Here is an 18,483-nt window from a genome sequence, read left to right on the forward strand (position 1 = left end):
GGACGCGCCTATGACGGGAACGATCTATCTGGGGGCTGACATGCGTCCCCTGGAGCAGGGCTGGACCCTCATGATGTCAGAGCCCGGGCAGTATCAGGTCCCCGCGGATCTTCCGCGCAATACGTTCAACATCAAGGCATCTGTTCCCGGAACGGTCGCGGCCGCACTGACCGAAGCCGGCCTTTTCGATCCGGCAAGTCCGGCGCCCCTGCATGGGAAGGATGTCTGGTACCGGAGATCGCTCAGCGGCGAAACACCCGGTCCCGCCGTGCTGCGCTTCGAGGGTCTAGCGACCATTGCGGAAATCTTCGTCAATGGCGTCTTGCGGCACACCAGCGAGAGCATGTTCGAACCGGTGGACCTGGCCCTCGACCTCTCGGGCGAAGACGAACTCGTCATCTGTTTCCGTGCCCTGCAACCGCATCTCGAAAGAAAGGGACCGCGAGCACGCTGGCGCCCGCAAATGATGGACCACCAGGGCCTGCGCCTTGTGCGAACAACCCTTCTCGGGCACATGCTCGGCTGGTGCCCTGAGATCCATCCTGTCGGTCCCTTCAGACCGATATCGCTCATTCGTCCTTCACGCGATGCGATCGCCGATTTGCGCATTGGGGCCGACCTCGATGAGTTCGGCACGGGCGTTCTGACCGTGGAATTCCGCGAAGAGGCCGGCGCAGAAATGGCGATCCTCTGTTGCGGCCGTACGGCGCAGTTCGAAAGGCAGCCCGACGGCAGAATGAGAGCCCGCCTCGATCTGCCAGCCGTCGCGGCGTGGTGGCCAAGAACGCATGGCGAGCCCACGCTCCATGATGTGACGCTGGCCATCGACGGGCGTCTTCATTCCCTCGGTCTCGTCGGCTTCCGCCGCATCGAGGTGGATCATGACGAGGACGGCAGAGGCTTCGGGCTGAAGGTCAACGGTGTCCCGGTCTTCTGCCGTGGGGCCGTCTGGACCAATGCCGATATCCTGCGGCTGCCGGGCACGGCTGAAGCCTATGCACCATGGCTCGCGCTGGCGGCCGAAGCGAACATGAACATGATCCGCATCGGCGGGACCATGACCTATGAGACCACCGACTTCTTCCGCCTCTGCGATCGGCTCGGCATCATGGTCTGGCAGGACCTGATGTTCGCCAATTTCGACTACCCGACCTCCGATGAAACCTTCGCGAGCAAAGCGGTGTGCGAAGTCGACATGCTTCTCGGGAGCCTTCAGGGCCATCCGTCCCTGGCCGTCGTTGCCGGCGGCAGCGAGGTCTTCCAGCAAGCGGCCATGCTCGGTCTTCCCGAGCGCATCTGGAAAGGCGAGTTCTTTACCGCCACGCTGCCACGCGTGGTGAGGGACCGCCGGCCCGACGTGGCCTATGTCCCGAACTCACCCTATGGCGGCAGCATGCCCTTCGTGCCGAACGAAGGCGTTGGCCATTACTATGGCGTTGGTGCGTACCAGCGCCCGCTCGAAGACGCCCGGCGCGCCAATGTGCGTTTCGCTGCCGAATGTCTGGCCTTCGCCCATATCCCGCAGCAGCGAACCCTCGACGCCCACCTGCCGGTTGCTCCGGTCCACGACAGCAGGTGGAAAGCGCGTGTGCCACGCGATCGCGGCGCCTCCTGGGATTTCGAAGATGTTCGAGACCATTATCTTGCAGAACTCTATGGCGTCGATCCGGCACGCCTGCGCCGGGAAGATCCCGCAGCCTACCTCGATCATGCCCGCGCAACGACAGCGGAAGTGGTAACGGAAACCTTTGCCGAATGGCGACGACATGGCTCGTCATGTCGCGGCGCGCTCACCTGGACACTTCAGGATCTGGAAGCCGGCCCTGGATGGGGGGTGATCGATGCGACTGGCGAACCTAAACCGGTCTGGTACGCCTTGAAACGCGCCTTCTGTCCGCTCCAGGTTCTGTTGACGGATGAGGGCACCAACGGCCTGGATATCCACCTGATCAACGAGAGGCCGACCAGCGAGAGTGTGACACTCGAGATTGCCTGCCTGCGAGAGGGTGCGCAGCCGGTCGTCTCGGCGAGCAAGGCCTTGTCCCTCGACCTTCGTTCCAGCCATCGCATTCCGGCCACGAACCTGTTCGGGGCATTCTTCGATACGACCTATGCCTATCGCTTCGGTCCGCCGTCGCATGATGTGACGGTTGCGAGATTATTGGATAGCGAAGGCGCCGTTCTCTCGGAGGCTTTCCATTTTCCGTCTGGGCGTCAGCACGCGCGGCATTCCGCCGGCATCGAACACGCCTTCCACCGGATCAACAGCGTGTGTTGGCTAGAATTGAGCACCGATCGGTTCGCCCAGTCGGTCCATCTTGATCTCGAGAACTTCCGGCCGGAGGATGACTGGTTTCATCTGGCGCCCGGCCGCACAAAGAGGATCCGGCTGCATCCGAGAGATGGTGCCGACCACGATCAGAAGCCACGGGGCACACTGCGCCATCTCGGCGCGAGGAGAAGCCATTCGCTAGCCTGACGATCAGGTTTTAGGACTTCACACCTTAGGATCGTGAAAAAGCCGTCCGACCACTTCGTCCCAGGTGAGAACATCGGATGTGTCGATGGTCAGATGGTCCATGACCTTGGCGCGTTCGAAGGCGGAGCGCATGGAGGCCGGATCGTCTGGATCATAGGCACAGACATTATCGCGACCGGCCGCTGCAAACCGCGGCGCCACAATCGGAAGATGGCAGTAGCTGTACTGGATCATCTTCAGGCTCGACTGACTGAGATAATCGGCGCCGGCACCGGGCCGATAAGGCGCAATCCCGATATCGGCAAATTTGATGAAGGGCACGATCGTCTGAAATGACACCTCCCCATGCACCACGATGTTTCCTCGTGGCTGGGAGGGGAGAGCCTTCTTGCCGAAGAGGTGAAAGGTCCAGTCGGGGTTTGCGGTCGCGAGCGTCTCGATGAGACTGGCATCGAACATCATGTCGCCAACGCTGATGGCGTGACGCTCCCCTTCGTAAGGGCTGACCGACGCCTCGTCGAACAGAATCTTGCTGATGCCGTGCGGCACGAAGACCACACGGTCCTGCAATCCGAAATCGGAGCGCATCGCGTCTGCCATGATCCGGATCTGATCATAGAGTGGCAGGGTCCGCTCAAGTTCGTCGATAATACAGGGGTGAACCCGAATGGTCTCCAGCCGATCTGCTGCGTGGTAGATGAATTTGGCCGCGGGCGCGTATTGATGCAGATAGCGCGTCAGAAGAGGCGAAGGTCCGCTCTCGATGACGACGTGCGAGTAGTCGGCCAGACGCTCGATCACCGCCTTTGGCAGAAACTGGCCGTAGCGGCGGTAAAAAGGTGCAGCCACGGCGTTCAGCAAGCCGAACCGCAGATTGACGGGATGGAAGGGCGCGACCCAGACGAACTCCTGCAGACGCTCATCCAGCTCGAACCACTGATTGATCGGACGGGTGCGCGCATGCTCGTAGCGTCCGTCCCGAATGAAACGGCTGATCGGGCTGAGGCGGCAGATCAGGAAATCGACCGCGGCACCTTCCGCACGGAGTTGGTCCGAGATGAAATGCAGGTCGACACGTCTCGGCGCATCGGCGAAATGATGGCCCGAGACGACGAGGATACGCTTGGAAGAAGATCTCATCAGGCAAACGCCTCCTGCAGACGCGGTCCTAGAACCTCGCGGTAGAGAGAAGCATGCTGATCGCAAACGCCCGCCCAGCCATGCTGCGAAGCGCCCGCGATCATCTCCGACCTGAGCGTGGGCGAAGCAGAAAGCCGCTGAAACGCCGCTTCGATCGACGAAGCTGCCAGTTCGGCCTGCGAAAAATCGGCAGTTGCCACCCCTGGATGGCGGGCTGCCAGAGCGCGGAAGGCCTCGTTCTCGTGAAGCACGGGCACCAGTCCTGCGCTCATGGCCTCGACGGCGACGAGCCCGAAGCCTTCATACTCCGATGCCGAGACAAACAAGGACGCGTTGGCGAAGATCTCGCGGACCCGATCATTGGTCACTCCGACATGCAGGTCGATCTCCTTGCCGAGGTCTTGGGCTGCGATCGCGGCACGGAGTTCCGTTTCCGTCTGATCGGAGGGCGAACCGATGATATCGAGATGCCAGCCGCTGGCTTGAGCCTTCAAAGCACGCATGGCATCGATGAGCCGGTCCAGCCGCTTGTTCGCCGAAAACCGACCGATGGTCACCATGCGCCGAACCGGTGTCTCGCTCGCAAGCCCGGCGAATTTGCCGATATCGACGCCGTTCTCGATCAGCCGCGCCTTCTTGCCGGCGATCGGCTTGAACATCCGCAGATCCGGTTGGCTGCAGCAGATGATCGCATCATAAGCCAGAGCCGAGGCGCGGGTCGCGGTCCCGAACCAGAGCTTCTTGATCGCCGCATGGTTCTTCGTATGGAAGAACCCACCATGCGTGGTGGCAACCAAAGGCTTGCGGTGAAACGGTCGGGACCAGGCGAGCGCATCGTAGAAGAAGTCGATGCCGTGCACATGCACGAGGTCGGCATCGACGATATGACGGAACACCTGGGGCGCGACGGGATACCGGCTGCTGCCACGCCAGGGAATGCGGACCACCTCGACGCCTTCAATGACTTCATGAGGCGGCAGGGCTATGCCGGGCTCCCGAAACAGGCGATCGAGGGTGATGACCCTTACATTGACGCCGCGCTCGACCAGCGAGCGGCTCAAGTTGGAGACCACATCCTCAAGACCACCCCGGCCCGGCGCATACTGGCGCACGATCTGCACGATGCGCGGGCTTCCCCCAGAGCCTGTCGAGCCGCTCGGTCGCAAGCCAGTCATGCTCCCCATGCAGCACCTTCGTCTTGGCTATATCCGGTCCATGTCATGCGCCCTGCCTAACGGAAAACCGTTAAGGTCAGGTGTGCGCAGCAGTGCCGGTCGGCTGGCGGCCTCAACCGCCTCCGCTCAGGGAGGGACAGGTCATGGCTTGCGGCGAGAAATCGGAAAGCGCCCGTGACAGGCCCTGCAGCTGCGGACGATCGCCGGCGTCCGTGGGCTGGATGTTCAATGCCTCCTCGGCGGGCCACCAGTCTCCTGCCGCCCAATAGGCCCATCCGATCCACACATCCCGCCCCCGTTCGACGGTATCGACCATGCGACTGAGAGCCTGAATGCAGGCTTCATCCTTCGGCACGCCGAACTCGCCCAGGTACCCGCGCTTGCCATTGTCCCGGAGCCACTGCGTGTAGTTCTCGATTGCGGCGATGGCATCCTCGGCCCTGCTGCAATTGTCCTTGGTCCCGGAGAAGTCGTCGTCGAGATACTGATGGACCTCGAAAGCATAATGGTCGAGCGGATCCTTCACGCCGAGCATGACGACGCCGTTGGCGCCACCATAGTCCTCGCCCATCCAGCTATGTGCTCCCGACCAGGAGTTTCCGGGCACGAGGATCAGGTTGCGCGCACCCGTGGTCCGGATGGCGGCGATCGCGACATTCGCCCCCGTCAGCCACTGCTCCGTCGGCATTGTGTGCGGCTCGTTCATCAATCCGAACACGATGCCATCCTGATTGCCGAATGCGAGGCTGAGCTTGGTCCAGAAATCGGCGAAGGCTTCGTAAGGCACGGCTTCCGAGCCGATCAATTCACCGCGGTAGCGGGCATAATTGTGAGGATCGAGAACAACGATCTGCCCCGCCTCCCGCAGTCGACGCACCGTATCCTTCAGCCGCTCAAATTCATCCGCATCGAAGTCCGCGTTGAGAGAGGTCTGCAGACGCGACCAGGAAAAAGGCAAGCGTACGGAGTTGAAGCCCTTGTCGGCGAAATAGCGGATGGTCTCGTCGGACGGATAGATATAGGCCGTCCCGAAGACGCCATCCTCCTCGCCGAACTCGGCACCCGCGAGATTGATGCCTCGCAGACAGGTCCCGGACGCAAGCACGGCCTGCGACGTCGTTGCCAACAGGCCCAAAGCAAGGCCGCACGCACGAACGAGGGGAAGGATCATGCCTTTGCGGGCGGTGCGCGTCATGGAGGATTTCATCTGCATCTCGTAACGAGGCCTGAGGTTGGCGCAGGTTATTGCCGGCTCTGCAAAGGTCAATGGGCCAGTTCAGGGATGGATAGCGGTTTTATGCATCGTGATCACGACGACGGCGAAGATGCGTCTTTGAAAGGCGCAATGGGAACGAGGTTTTGCTTTTCCTGGCCTAATCTCTGGCCATCGCAAAGGCAGGGAGCTCGCGGCGGCGAACAAAGCCCACCTTTGGAGGACGATAACAATCAGCGATGTTGCACGCTTCCGATCGTGACGGACATGCGATAGAGACACGGCGCCCTGCCATGCCGAGGAGATGAGAGAACCGATGACGAGCTATGTATTGACCGTATCCTGCCAGTCCACTCGCGGCATTGTAGCGGCGATCTCGGGTTACCTTGCCGAGCAGGGCTGTAACATCGTCGATAGTTCCCAGTTCGACGATCTGCATACCGGACAGTTCTTCATGCGCGTCTCCTTCATCTCGGAGGAAGGTGCGGCGCAAGCCAAACTCGAAAAGGGCTTCGTGGCCGTCGCCGATAAGTTCGGCATGAACTGGAACCTCTATGACGCCGCCCAGCGCATGAAAGTGCTGCTGATGGTGTCGCGTTTCGGCCACTGCCTGAACGATCTGCTCTATCGCTGGAAGATCGGTGCGCTCCCGATCGACATCGTCGGCGTCGTCTCGAACCACTTCGACTACCAGAAGGTCGTCGTGAACCACGACATCCCCTTCCACCACATCAAGGTGACGAAGGAAAACAAGCCGGAAGCCGAAGCTCGGATCATGGATCTGGTCGAGCAGACGGGTACCGAGCTCATCGTTCTCGCCCGCTACATGCAGGTTCTCTCCGACGACATGTGCCGCAAGATGTCGGGCAAGATCATCAACATCCACCACTCCTTCCTGCCGAGCTTCAAGGGTGCCAACCCCTACAAGCAGGCCTTCGAGCGCGGCGTGAAGCTGATCGGCGCGACCGCCCATTATGTCACGGCCGATCTCGATGAAGGCCCGATCATCGAGCAGGATGTTGCCCGCATCACCCATGCGCAGTCGGCGGAAGACTATGTCTCGATCGGCCGTGATGTGGAAAGCCAGGTGCTGGCGCGCGCGATCCACGCACACATCCACCACCGGACCTTCATCAATGGCAACCGCACGGTCGTCTTCCCGGCAAGCCCGGGCTCCTATGCCTCGGAGCGCATGGGTTGATCAGGGCAAAGGGCGCCGCAGCGGCGCCCTTTCTCGTTTCAGGCCCGATTTCTCCGGGATAGACGCAAAACCACGCTCTGCTAATCTCCCGTCATGATTCCCCAGGGAGGAAACGTATGGCCGACTCGGCTCTGCTCCAGCGCACTGAACTGCCGCGTCCAAACGTTTCGCTGGCCGATGCCAGGATCATCTTCAATGACTTCTATGGCTTCAGTGGCGAGATCCAGGAACTCGGCAGCCAGCAGGATCGCAACTTCCTGATCGACGCAGGCGACGAGCGCCTCGTTCTGAAGGTCACGCGGGCGGAATATCCCCAGCATGAACTGGATGCGCAGAACCGGGCGATGGACCATCTGCGGGCACTCGACATCGGACTGCGGATCCCGGAACCGGTTGCCGCTCTCACGGGCGAGTTCATTCCGCAGATCGAGATCAACGGCGAATACTACTGGGTGAGGCTCCTGTCTTTTCTCGACGGCCAGCCCCTGACCCGTCAGAGATATCTCTCACCAGAGGTCGTGGCAGCCTTTGGCGACGTTGTCGCGCGTGTCGCCAGCGGGCTGAAGGAGTTTCGCCATGAGGGTCTGGATCGCGAACTGCAATGGGATCTGCGCCGCGCCGGCCCCGTCGCGCTCCATCTTCTGAAATCGGTGACCGACCAGAAGCAGCGGGACAGGATCGCCAAGGCCATGATCATGGCGGTGAAGCGCCTGCAGCCACTCGCCTCCGAACTCCGCATCCAGCCGATCCACCACGACATCACTGACGACAATGTTGTTGCGACACCGGACGCGAGCGGCCGTCTGACACCGGATGGCGTCATCGACTTCGGTGACGTGCTTTACGGCTGGCTGGTGGCCGACCTTGCCGTCACCTGCGCCGCCCTGCTCCATCACGCCGACGGCGATCCCTTCTTCATCCTGCCGGCCATCAAGGCATTCCATGCCCGCTACCCGTTGAATGAAGCCGAGCTCAAGGCTCTATGGCCACTTATCGTGGCGCGGGCGGGCGTTCTGGTGGCCAGCAGCGAGCAACAGCTGTCGATCGATCCCGACAACGACTACGTCCTCGGCAATATCGAGCACGAACGCACCATCTTCGAAGTCGCGACCTCGGCACCCTACCCGCTGATGGAAGCGGCGATCCTGGAAGCAGCAGGCGCGCTTCCCGACGAGTCCGAGGTCACGATCGCTCACCCGCTTCTCCCCGCGCTGCAGCCGGCCGATGTCCGACTGACCGATCTCACGGTGACGAGCCCCGACCTTCCGCGTGATAGCTGGGCTGATCAGGAAATCGACTGGAAGCTGCTGGCGCGGGCCGCGATGGAGACCGGTGTCGCCTCGACACGATACGGCGAATACCGTCTTTCCTACACCAAGCCTCTGTCGGCGACGCCACCGGCAACCTTTGCGCTGCATATCGACGTCTGCTTGCCCGGTGGCACCGAGGCCGTTGCTCCCTTCGACGCGACGATCGTGCTGGACGGCCATCACCTGATCCTTTCCTCGCCCGAGGTTTCGCTGCATCTCGATGGCATCGATTGCAGCCTCGAAGACGGCGCAAGCGTGGAGGCCGGCGATCCGATTGGTGCGGTTGCTGGCGCGGCCGGTGGCGTGGGCGGTCTGCGCATCCAGCTGTGCCGGGATCCGGACCTCGTTCCGCCGCTCTTTGCAAAACCTCAGCAAAGTGCCATCTGGAGCCGCATCTGCCCTTCCCCCTCCCGCCTGCTCGGCGTGGGCATCGATGCCCCCGCGCCGGTGAACCAGGAGCTGCTCGACAGACGCCGCAAGAACTTCGCCAAGCCACAGAAGAACTATTACAGCGAGCCTCCGCAGATCGAACGCGGCTGGAAGGAACATCTCTTCGACGTCAATGGCCGCGCCTATCTCGACATGGTCAACAATGTCACGATCCTCGGCCACGGCCATCCGCGGCTCGCGGAAGCGGTTGGCCGGCAATGGGCCATGCTCAACACCAATTCGCGCTTCCATTACGCCGCTGTCGCCGAATTTTCCGAGCGGCTCGCCTCGCTTGCGCCGGACGGCCTCGACACAGTCTTTCTGGTGAACTCCGGTTCCGAGGCCGTGGATCTCGCACTCCGCCTCGCCTGGGCTCATAGCGGCCACCGCAATATTCTGAGCCTGCTCGAAGCCTATCACGGCTGGACAGTCGCAAGCGACGCCGTCTCCACCTCCATCGCGGATAACCCGCGCGCTCTGGAGACTCGGCCGGATTGGGTCCATCCGGTGCTTTCTCCCAACACCTATCGCGGCAAACATCGTGGCGAAGGTTCCACGGCCGCCTATGTCGAGGCGGTGGCGGAGAAAATCGCCGAGATAGAGAAACAGGGTGGCCATCTGGGTGGGTTCATCGCCGAGAGCGTCTATGGCAATGCCGGCGGAATACCCTTGCCACCGGGCTATCTGAATCAGGTTTACGAGCTGGTGCGCCAGCATGGCGGCCTTTGCATCGCCGACGAGGTTCAGGTCGGCTATGGCCGGCTTGGCCATCACTTCTGGGGGTTCGAGCAGCAGGGCGTCGTGCCTGATATCATCACCGTCGCCAAGGGCATGGGCAACGGACAACCACTCGGCGCTGTGATCACGAGACGAGAGATCGCCGACAGTCTGGAAAAGGAAGGCTACTTCTTCTCCTCCTCCGGCGGCAGCCCTGTCAGCTGCGTTGTGGGCATGACGGTGCTGGACATCATGCGCGACGAGAACCTGCAACAAAACGCCCGCGATGTCGGCGACCACCTGAAAGCTCGCCTCGTAGCGCTCGGCCAGCGCTTCCCGATCGTCGGCACCGTCCACGGCATGGGCCTCTATCTCGGTCTGGAATTCGTCCGTGACCGGGAAACGCTGGAGCCGGCAACAGAGGAAACGGCTGCGATCTGCGACCGGCTGCTCGATCTTGGCGTCATCATGCAACCGACGGGCGACCATCTTAATGTTTTGAAAATAAAGCCGCCGCTTTGCCTTGCCCTAGAAAGCGCCGATTTCTTCGTCGAGATGCTGGAAAAGGTGCTTTCGGACGGCTGGTGACCCACGGCACAAGAATGACCACGAGCCTAACAGGCAGCTCCCAAAAACGCATTTTGCGTAAAGAAAGCGCAAAGCCCAAATCTGGGTAAACTAAATGGCAGCTTCACAGCGTTTTGAAGAGTGGTCTATCTTCGGACACAGAAGTTAGCCGAAGGAATATCCATGCCGACAATACCGGAGCAAATCTCCAGTCATTTGCTGATCTGGGCCGTCGCTCTGTTCATCGTGAAGCATCTGCTTGCAGATTTCCTTCTCCAGACCAGCTGGATGGCACAAGGCAAGGAGCGCCCTCACGCCTGGGCAAAACCGCTTCTCGCCCATGTCGGCGTGCACGCGGCAGGGACCCTGCTGATCGCATCCCTGATGGCCCCTTCGCTCATCTGGCTGGCTTTGGTCGATTTCGTCGTCCATGGGGCGATCGATCGTTGCAAGACGCTGATCCAGCAGCGTCATCACTTCAAGGTGGATCAGGCGGCCTACTGGTGGCTCTTCGGGGTCGACCAGACCCTTCATCACCTGACGCATCTCCTCTTCGCAGTCTGGATTGCTGCGGCGGCAAGCGCCGCCTGATCGGATCAGGCTTTGGATAACTCTTTGACGATCCAGTCCCGGAAGGCAACGAGTGGCGGATAGGCTGCCCGCTCTCGCGGGAAGGCCAGGTAGTAGCGCTGCGCGCTTTGCATCGGTCGGTCGACGGCGGGCACAAGTTCACCGCGCCTCAGCTCGTCCTGGATCAGGAATGTCGGCAACAAAGCCACCCCCAATCCACCGATTGCCGCCTGCGACGCTGTCGCGAACTGGTCGAAAAGCATGCCGTGCAGACTGTCGAATGCGGCGCCGGTTTCGGTGAACCAACGCTCCCAGGCGTCGGGCCTTGTCGTCAGGTGCAGAAGCGGCACTTTGATGAGATCGGCGGGCTGCTCTATCCCGTGCGTCTGCTTGAATTCCGGACTGCAGGCCGGCACCGTCTGTTCCTGCATCAACAAGGTCAGTTCCGCGCCAGGCCAGACCGCGTCCCCGAAATGTATGGCGGCATCGATGGAATCCAGACGGAAATCGAAGGGTGACAGACGGGTCACCAGATTGATCGTGATGCCGGGATTGGCAGCGAGGAACTGGCCGAGACGCGGCGCGAGCCACCGCGCGCCGAAGGTTGGCAGGATGGCAAGGTTGAGGGTGCCTCCATGGGGATTGGCGCGAAGGTTGAGCGAAGCGCTGGAGATCCGCCGCAGGGCCTCCCGGATCTCACGGGCATAGCTGTCGCCAGCGACCGTCAGCCGGATCGTCTGTCGCTCCCTGAGAAAGAGTTCGACACCGAGCTGGCTCTCCAGGGCCTTGATCTGACGGCTGACCGCACTTTGCGTGAGATCGAGCTCGCGGGCAGCGGCGGTGATGCTCCCCGTCCGTGCGGCAGCCTCGAAGGCGCTGAGCAGAGAAAGCGACGGAAGAAAGCGGCGCGCCGGTAGCATGGTCATGCCTTTTCGGAATGATCTCTTGAGAATTTATCGCTGGAGTGGCGTAGAACGCTCTTCTAGAAATCACAAGACTGTACGGGGAGGAATGACATCGGGGGACAGACCCACCCGAACTCCTGGCCCCGCACCATGCATCCGGGGCCACGCCATGCTCAACGATCCTCGCTCCCACGGTCTATGGGAAAAGACGGCCCCTGCCGCCCCGCAGACGACCCCGCTCAAAGGCGCGGCAAAGGCCGACGTCGTCATTATCGGTGGAGGCTATACAGGCCTTTCCGCCGCGCTGCATCTGGCCGAAGCGGGCACCAGTGTTATCCTTCTCGAAGCCAAAGAGATCGGCTTCGGCGGCGCCGGCCGGAACGTCGGCCTGATCAATGCCGGCATGTGGGTCATGCCGGATGATCTCCCAGGCGAGCTCGGTCCCGTCTATGGCGAGCGGCTGCTCGACCTGCTCGGCAACGGACCACGCGTGGTCATGGAGCTGATCGATCGGCACGGCGTCGAATGCGAGCTCGAACGCCAGGGCACGCTGCACTGCGCCGTGGGCTCCACAGGCCGGAAGGAAATCGAGGCCCGTGCCGAACAGTGGCAACGTCGCGGCGCTCCCGTGGAACTGCTCGATGAAGCGGAAACCGAACAGAAGATTGGCACCCGAGCCTATCAGGGCTCGCTTCTCGATCGCCGGGCCGGCACTTTGCAGCCACTCGCCTATGCACGCGGCCTTGCCCATGCCGCGATCAAGGCAGGCGCGACGCTGCACACGGCAAGCCCGGTCGAAAGCTATGTCAGGACGGCAGACGGCTGGCAGGTCAGGACCTCCGAAGGCAGCGTCGATGCGCAGTGGATCGTCGTGGCAACCGACGCTTATAGCAACGGTCCCTTTGCCGCTGTGCGCGAGGAGCAGGTGCATCTGCCCTATTTCAATTTTGCGACCGTTCCCTTGAGCGATAATTTGCGTAAGTCGATCCTGACGGACCGCCAGGGCTGCTGGGATACCAAGGAAGTGTTGTCCTCCTTCCGCATGGACAAGGCTGGCCGGATGGTCTTCGGCAGTGTCGGCGCCCTGCGCGGCACAGGTCTCGCCATTCACCGCGCCTGGGCACAGCGTGCATTGAAGACGATCTTTCCGCAGATCGGTGACATCACCTTCGAAAGCGAATGGTACGGCCAGATCGGCATGACGACCAATGCGCTCCCGCGCTTTCACAAGTTTGCGCCAGGCGTCATCGGCTTCTCCGGCTATAACGGCCGCGGCATCTCCCCGGGCACCGTCTTCGGCAAGACGATTGCACACCATATCCTTGGCCAGATCTCCGAAGATGAGCTGCCCCTGCCGCTCACCGATCCACAAACGCCGGCCTTCCGCACTTTGAAGGAAGCATGGTACGAGGCGGGCGCCCAGGTGGCGCATCTGGCCGGCGCACGATTTTAAACGAACAAGAACCAGGTAGACCTGACGGGAAGGACCATCATGACCCTCGCCACTCTCAAATTTTCCGCCGAAACGGCCTCGCTGATGGCAAGCTTCGGCGTGGATGCCAAGGCTCTGACCGGCGGCACGCTTTCGGTTCGCTCGCCGATCAATGGCGAAACCATCGCAGCGGTCGCAGAGATTTCCGCAGATGACACCCGCAAGGCGATCGATGCAGCCCACAAGGCCTTCCTTGAATGGCGCCTCGTGCCCGCCCCGCAGCGCGGCGAACTGATCCGCCTGCTCGGCGAAGAGCTGCGCGCGGCAAAGAGCGAACTCGGCCGCCTCGTCTCCATCGAAGTCGGCAAGATCACCTCCGAAGGCCTGGGCGAAGTTCAGGAGATGATCGACATCTGCGATTTCGCCGTCGGCCTGTCGCGCCAGCTCTACGGTCTGACGATTGCGACCGAACGTGCCGAACACCGCATGATGGAAACCTGGCACCCGCTCGGCGTGACAGGCATCATCTCGGCCTTCAACTTCCCTGTCGCCGTCTGGTCCTGGAATGCAGCTCTCGCACTTGTCTGCGGCAACTCCACGATCTGGAAGCCGTCGGAAAAGACCCCGCTCACCGCCATCGCCACCCAGGCGATCTTCGAAAAGGCCGTGAAGCGCTACAACGCGCAAGGCGGCGAGGCGCCTGCCAATCTCTCGACGCTGCTGATCGGCGGACGCGACATCGGCGAGATCCTCGTCGACCACCCCAAGGTCCCGCTGATCTCGGCAACCGGCTCGACCGCCATGGGCCGCGCCGTCGGCCCGCGCGTCGCTGCCCGCTTCGGCCGCTCGATCCTCGAACTCGGCGGCAACAATGCCGCCATCGTCGGCCCGACCGCCGATCTGGATCTGACCCTACGTGGCGTCGCTTTTGCCGCCATGGGTACCGCCGGCCAGCGCTGCACGACACTGCGCCGTCTCTTCGTGCATGAAAGCGTCTACGACACGCTCGTCCCGCGCCTGATCAAGGCTTACGGCTCCGTCACCATTGGCAACCCGCTGGAAGCAGGCAACCTGATCGGTCCGCTGATCGACAAAGGCTCCTTCGACCGGATGCAGCACGCGCTCGAAGCCGCAAAGGCCAATGGCGGCAAGGTGCACGGAGGCGACCGCGTGCGCGCCGATGAGTCCGCTGAGGCCTATTACGTCCGTCCGGCTCTCGTCGAGATGCCGGAACAGTGCGGCCCGGTCGTCGAGGAAACCTTCGCGCCGATCCTCTACGTCATCAAGTATGCGAACTTCGACGACGCTCTGGCGCTGAACAACGACGTCCCGCAGGGCCTCTCCTCGTCGATCTTCACCAATGACATCCGCGAGGCGGAAGCCTTCGTCTCCGACCGTGGTTCGGATTGCGGCATTGCCAACGTCAATATCGGCCCCTCGGGTGCCGAAATCGGTGGCGCTTTCGGTGGCGAGAAGGAAACCGGCGGCGGCCGTGAGTCCGGCTCCGACAGCTGGAAGGCCTATATGCGCCGCCAGACCAACACCGTGAACTACGGCAGGACCCTGCCCCTCGCCCAGGGTGTCAAGTTCGACATCGAGTGAATGAACAAAAGGCCGGCGATAACCTCGCCGGCCTTCATCTTTTTCGGCACCCGCGACTTAGCGAAGGTTGAAGCGCACCGGAGCGGTGATGGTCTTGTTCACGCCGGCCGGCGGGGCCGGAACCGGGGATGCAGCGCGGACCATATCGAGCACCGCGCTGTCGAGGGTCGGATAACCGGACGACCTGGACAGAGAGACCGACAGCACATTGCCGGAATCGTCGATCCGGAACCGGACATAGACGGTTCCCTCCTCGCGATTGCTACGTGATGCACTCGGATAGCGTTTGCGGCGCTCCAGATGCGACATCAGCCGCGACTGCCACTTGGCCGGCGAGACGCTGCGCCCGGCGCCATTCGCCGTCGCCGCAGCAGCATTGCGGTTCGACTGGGCCACCTCGGCTTTTGCAGTGCGCGCTGCCTGAGACGCCGGCGGCTGAACCTGTTTCTTGGCGACTTTCTTGGGCGCGGGTTCTTTCTTCTCCACCTCCCGCTTGGGCGGAGGCGGCCGCATCATCGGGATCGGAACCTCGACATTTTCGAGCTCCGCCATAACCATCTGCTCGATCGGATCGATCTCCGGTTCGGGCTCCGGCAGCGGTTCAGGCTCGACCACCGGGGGCGGCTCCGGCAGAGCTTCGGCCACTTCCGGTTCGGGCTCAGGCTCTGGCGGAGGCGGTTCGGGCAGAGGCTGCTCCACCGGTTCCGGGATGGGTTCGGGCAAGGGCTCGCTGGTGGCGGTCTTCACCTCTTCGGCGTCCACCTGCTCCGTGGAGATTTCATTCTCTTCCGTGTTGACGGCTTCTGGTTCGGGCGCCAGTTCGATCATGATCGCAGGCGGCGGTCCGCTATCGGCAACCACCATGTCCGGTTCGCGCAGGAGAACTGCTACCGCTCCCGCATGCGCGGTCGCGATCAGGAGGCCGGCTGTTGTCCACAACAGCCCCTCGCCGACGACACGCTTCGTGGAGCGGGGCTCGATCATGGCGCGGTCTCCACGCCAGCCGCCGACGCTGCGGCCGCGTCTGCTGGTGCCGCCGGCACGGTCTCCAGCCCGACGAGCGCGATCTTCAGGTAACCCGCATCCCGAAGGAGGTTCATGACCTCCATGAACTGTCCGTAGTCGACCGTCTTGTCCGCCCGTAGAAAGATGCGTGCGTCCTTGTTGCCTTCGGTTATCCGATCAAGCGACGGGCCGAGCACATCACGGGCCACGGTGTCGTTGCCGAGCGAAAGGCTCATGTCTTCCTTCAGCGTCACATAGACAGGCTCATCCGGCCGCTGTGCAGGCTTTGCAGTGGAGGCCGGAAGATCGACATTCACGTCGACCGTCGAGAGCGGCGCTGCAACCATGAAGATGATGAGCAGCACCAGCATGACGTCGATGAACGGCGTCACGTTGATCTCGTGGTTCTCGGCCAGATCGTCGCCCGAATTGTTTTCTCTGATACCGCCGGCCATCAGATCACTCCGCCGCCATTGCCATGGCCTTGGCCGCCTGGGCAATCCGCGCGCTCTTGCGGAAATCGAGATCGCGGCTCACCAGACGCTCGATGCCGGCACCGGCATCGGCAAGCAGCTGGCGGTAACCCGTCACGGAACGGGCGAAGACGTTGTAGATGATGACGGCGGGAATGGCGGCAACGAGACCGATGGCGGTCGCAAGAAGCGCCTCGGCGATGCCGGGTGCCACAACGGCAAGATTGGTCGTCTGCGTCTCGGCAATGCCGATGAAGGAGTTCATGATGCCCCAGACGGTGCCGAACAGGCCGACGAAGGGTGCCGTCGAGCCGATGCTGGCCAGCAGACCGGTCCCGTTCGACATCTGGCGGCCCGCGCGCGCCTCAATGCGCGACAGGGCCGAGGCCACACGCTCCTTCACGCCATCGCCGCCGACCTGATCGATCGCGGCATCCGACAGGCTCATTTCATGCTGCGCGGCGCGCACCATGGTCGCCACCACGCCACCACGCTTTTCGAGTGCCTTCAGCGCATCGCTCAGCTGTCGGGCCTGACCCACGGCCTTCAGCCCGCGCTTTGCCCGGGCACGGGCGCCGAAGAGCTGCAGCGACTTGGCGAGCCACACGGTCCAGGTCAGCACGGAGGCCAGCGCGAGCAGGATCATGACCGACTTCACGACCCAGTCTGCTGCCATGAACATGCCTTCTGGTGACAGATCATGCGGCATGATCGCGGTCTCTGCCGCAGACACGTCCTGCGCTACCGGAGCGGCCGGTTCGTCAACAACCGGCGTCGCGGAGGGCTCGGCCGGCGCAGGATCGGCATTAGGCGCTTCGACGGGCGCGGCATCGGACGAAGACGGTTGAGCTGCGGTTGGAGCGGGCTGCGTGGTCGGAGTGGCCGCAACCGGTTGAGAGGGCTCTGCGGGAGCGACCGGCGGCACTGCAGGTGCGGCGGCCTCGCCGGTTGAACTCTCCGGCTGGGTCGCGGCAGCGGGCGCCTGAGCGGGCGTGGCCGACTGGGAAGGCGCAGTCTCCGGCAGTACCACACGGGGCTCTGTTCCAGCGGGAGCGGTTTGTTGGGCCGTCGCGGTGGATGCTGCCGCAACGAGAGAAAGCAGAAGCACAAATCGCTTGAGCGAGGGTCCCGAATGGATGAACGACATTGGGAGCTCCTTGTAAAATGGTGATGAAAAACGGGCGCAACGAGCACGCCCTTACGCTGCCTTCCCCATAATAAACTTGATTATCTGTGACAAGTAATAAAACAACCGGCGCGCGGTTTTCCCGCAACCGTGACCATCAGCGAGAGCTTAAACCGCGGCACGCGCCCGCTCGAAGAGATCGTTGACGTCCTGCCTCCGGCAAAGTTCTGTACCGGCCGTCATGACGGTGGCCGCGCCCGCGGCCTGACCGAAGAGAAAAGCGTCTTCGATCGTGTTTCCTTGCGCAAGCGACCAGACCATGCCAGCCACGAAACTGTCGCCGGCACCGGTCGCCGAATTGACCGGCACTTCGATGGCAGGCAGACGAATGATCTGGTCGGCCGAGGCAAGAACGGCACCATCGCCGCCAAGGGTGACTGCGATATACTGGGCGGCCCCGCTTCGCGCATAGGCTTGCGCCGCCGCACCGACTTCGTCATGGCTCAACTTGCGTCCGAGAAACGCCTCGAACTCGCCCAGGCTCGGCTTGACCAGGAACATTTTGGATCTGGACAAGGCCTCTGCGAGCGGAGCGCCGGATGTGTCGAGCACGAAGCGTGCACCCGCTTTCGCAACGATTTCCGCCAGACGGACATAGGTATCATCGGGTGCGCCTCGGGGCAGGCTCCCGCTGGCGACCACATAATCTGCATCGCTCGTCTCGATTGCCTCGAATACGGGAGCGAGTTCCGCGTCGCTCACCAGAGGCCCTTCCGGCACGAAACGATATTCGAGGTTGGTGGAAGTTTCGTGGACCGCAAAAGCGACCCGGACAGGATCGTGGATCTTGAACGCCCGCTCCACGATTGGCAAAGGCTTCAGCATGGCTTCCAGCAATTCCCCGGTTGCCCCTCCCGACAGGAACATCAGTTCACAGGTCCCGCCGAGCGTGACGATGACCCGGGCCACATTGATCCCGCCGCCGCCCGGAAACTGCTGCTGATTGTGGGTCCGTGTCTTGTGCGTGTGTCGGACCACCTCTGCATCGCTTGAGATGTCGATAGCGGGGTTGAGGGCAAGGCAAAGGATTTTGGGCATGAATCTGGCCACCACTGAGGAAGAAACAGGATACTGCAATA

At 62.3% G+C, this 18,483-nt stretch carries 14 protein-coding genes; 6 read left to right on the forward strand and 8 right to left on the reverse strand.

Translation table 11 applies throughout. From position 1 onward, the window contains the following. The first annotated feature begins 10 nt into the window (after positions 1–10). Positions 11–2,479, forward strand: coding sequence for a glycosyl hydrolase 2 galactose-binding domain-containing protein (locus M1E12_RS16280; RefSeq protein WP_479562558.1), 2,469 nt, complete (start codon positions 11–13; stop codon positions 2,477–2,479). Between the two features lie 18 nt (positions 2,480–2,497). Here the strand turns inward: M1E12_RS16280 and M1E12_RS16285 are convergent, their stop codons facing one another. From M1E12_RS16285 to M1E12_RS16295, 3 genes are all read right to left on the reverse strand, one after another. Next, positions 2,498–3,619 carry a GumK N-terminal domain-containing glycosyltransferase gene (locus tag M1E12_RS16285; RefSeq protein ID WP_479562559.1) on the reverse strand — a complete coding sequence of 374 codons (1,122 nt, stop codon included), beginning with the start codon at positions 3,617–3,619 and terminating at the stop codon, positions 2,498–2,500. After that, entirely contained in the window at positions 3,619–4,803 is a 1,185-nt protein-coding gene (locus tag M1E12_RS16290) for a glycosyltransferase family 4 protein (RefSeq protein WP_479562560.1), read from the reverse strand. The genes M1E12_RS16285 and M1E12_RS16290 overlap by 1 nt, the downstream gene beginning before the upstream one ends. Before the next feature lie 103 nt (positions 4,804–4,906). Beyond that, positions 4,907–5,989: a glycoside hydrolase family 5 protein gene (locus M1E12_RS16295; protein ID WP_479564905.1), complete on the reverse strand. Its 1,083-nt coding sequence runs from the start codon at positions 5,987–5,989 to the stop codon at positions 4,907–4,909. A 334-nt stretch (positions 5,990–6,323) separates the two neighbouring features. Here M1E12_RS16295 and purU point away from each other — a divergent pair, with 334 nt between their 5' ends. The 3 genes from purU to M1E12_RS16310 all read left to right on the forward strand — a co-directional run bounded on the left by purU (position 6,324) and on the right by M1E12_RS16310 (position 10,822). Continuing rightward, positions 6,324–7,208 (forward strand): formyltetrahydrofolate deformylase, encoded by an 885-nt coding sequence (gene purU, locus M1E12_RS16300; protein ID WP_479562561.1) that lies wholly within the window; start codon positions 6,324–6,326, stop codon positions 7,206–7,208. 116 nt (positions 7,209–7,324) lie between these two features. Next, complete coding sequence (locus tag M1E12_RS16305) at positions 7,325–10,252, forward strand: aminotransferase (RefSeq protein WP_479562562.1); 2,928 nt, start codon at positions 7,325–7,327, stop codon at positions 10,250–10,252. A gap of 162 nt (positions 10,253–10,414) precedes the next feature. Beyond that, positions 10,415–10,822 carry a DUF3307 domain-containing protein gene (locus tag M1E12_RS16310; protein WP_479562563.1) on the forward strand — a complete coding sequence of 136 codons (408 nt, stop codon included), beginning with the start codon at positions 10,415–10,417 and terminating at the stop codon, positions 10,820–10,822. Positions 10,823–10,827: 5 nt separating this feature from the next. Here M1E12_RS16310 and M1E12_RS16315 read toward each other — a convergent pair whose 3' ends face one another. After that, entirely contained in the window at positions 10,828–11,727 is a 900-nt protein-coding gene (locus M1E12_RS16315) for a LysR family transcriptional regulator (protein ID WP_479562564.1), read from the reverse strand. A 148-nt stretch (positions 11,728–11,875) separates the two neighbouring features. On the opposite strand from M1E12_RS16315, the gene M1E12_RS16320 reads away from it, so the two are divergent. Together M1E12_RS16320 and amaB are read left to right on the forward strand one after the other, a co-directional pair. Continuing rightward, positions 11,876–13,159 (forward strand): NAD(P)/FAD-dependent oxidoreductase, encoded by a 1,284-nt coding sequence (locus M1E12_RS16320; RefSeq protein WP_479562565.1) that lies wholly within the window; start codon positions 11,876–11,878, stop codon positions 13,157–13,159. Positions 13,160–13,198: 39 nt separating this feature from the next. Continuing rightward, positions 13,199–14,740, forward strand: coding sequence for an L-piperidine-6-carboxylate dehydrogenase (gene amaB, locus M1E12_RS16325; RefSeq protein ID WP_479562566.1), 1,542 nt, complete (start codon positions 13,199–13,201; stop codon positions 14,738–14,740). 57 nt (positions 14,741–14,797) lie between these two features. Here amaB and M1E12_RS16330 read toward each other — a convergent pair whose 3' ends face one another. The 4 genes from M1E12_RS16330 to M1E12_RS16345 form a co-directional block, all read right to left on the reverse strand. Then, positions 14,798–15,724, reverse strand: coding sequence for a TonB family protein (locus tag M1E12_RS16330; RefSeq protein ID WP_479562567.1), 927 nt, complete (start codon positions 15,722–15,724; stop codon positions 14,798–14,800). After that, positions 15,721–16,200 carry a TonB system transport protein ExbD gene (gene exbD / locus M1E12_RS16335; protein ID WP_479562568.1) on the reverse strand — a complete coding sequence of 160 codons (480 nt, stop codon included), beginning with the start codon at positions 16,198–16,200 and terminating at the stop codon, positions 15,721–15,723. The genes M1E12_RS16330 and exbD overlap by 4 nt, the downstream gene beginning before the upstream one ends. A gap of 4 nt (positions 16,201–16,204) precedes the next feature. After that, a complete protein-coding gene (gene exbB / locus M1E12_RS16340; protein WP_479562569.1) occupies positions 16,205–17,365 on the reverse strand; it encodes a tonB-system energizer ExbB in 1,161 nt (386 codons plus the stop codon). A gap of 147 nt (positions 17,366–17,512) precedes the next feature. Continuing rightward, complete coding sequence (locus tag M1E12_RS16345) at positions 17,513–18,442, reverse strand: 1-phosphofructokinase family hexose kinase (RefSeq protein ID WP_479562570.1); 930 nt, start codon at positions 18,440–18,442, stop codon at positions 17,513–17,515. Between the last annotated feature and the right edge of the window lie 41 nt (positions 18,443–18,483).

Source organism: Rhizobium sp. K33 (assembly GCF_056501445.1).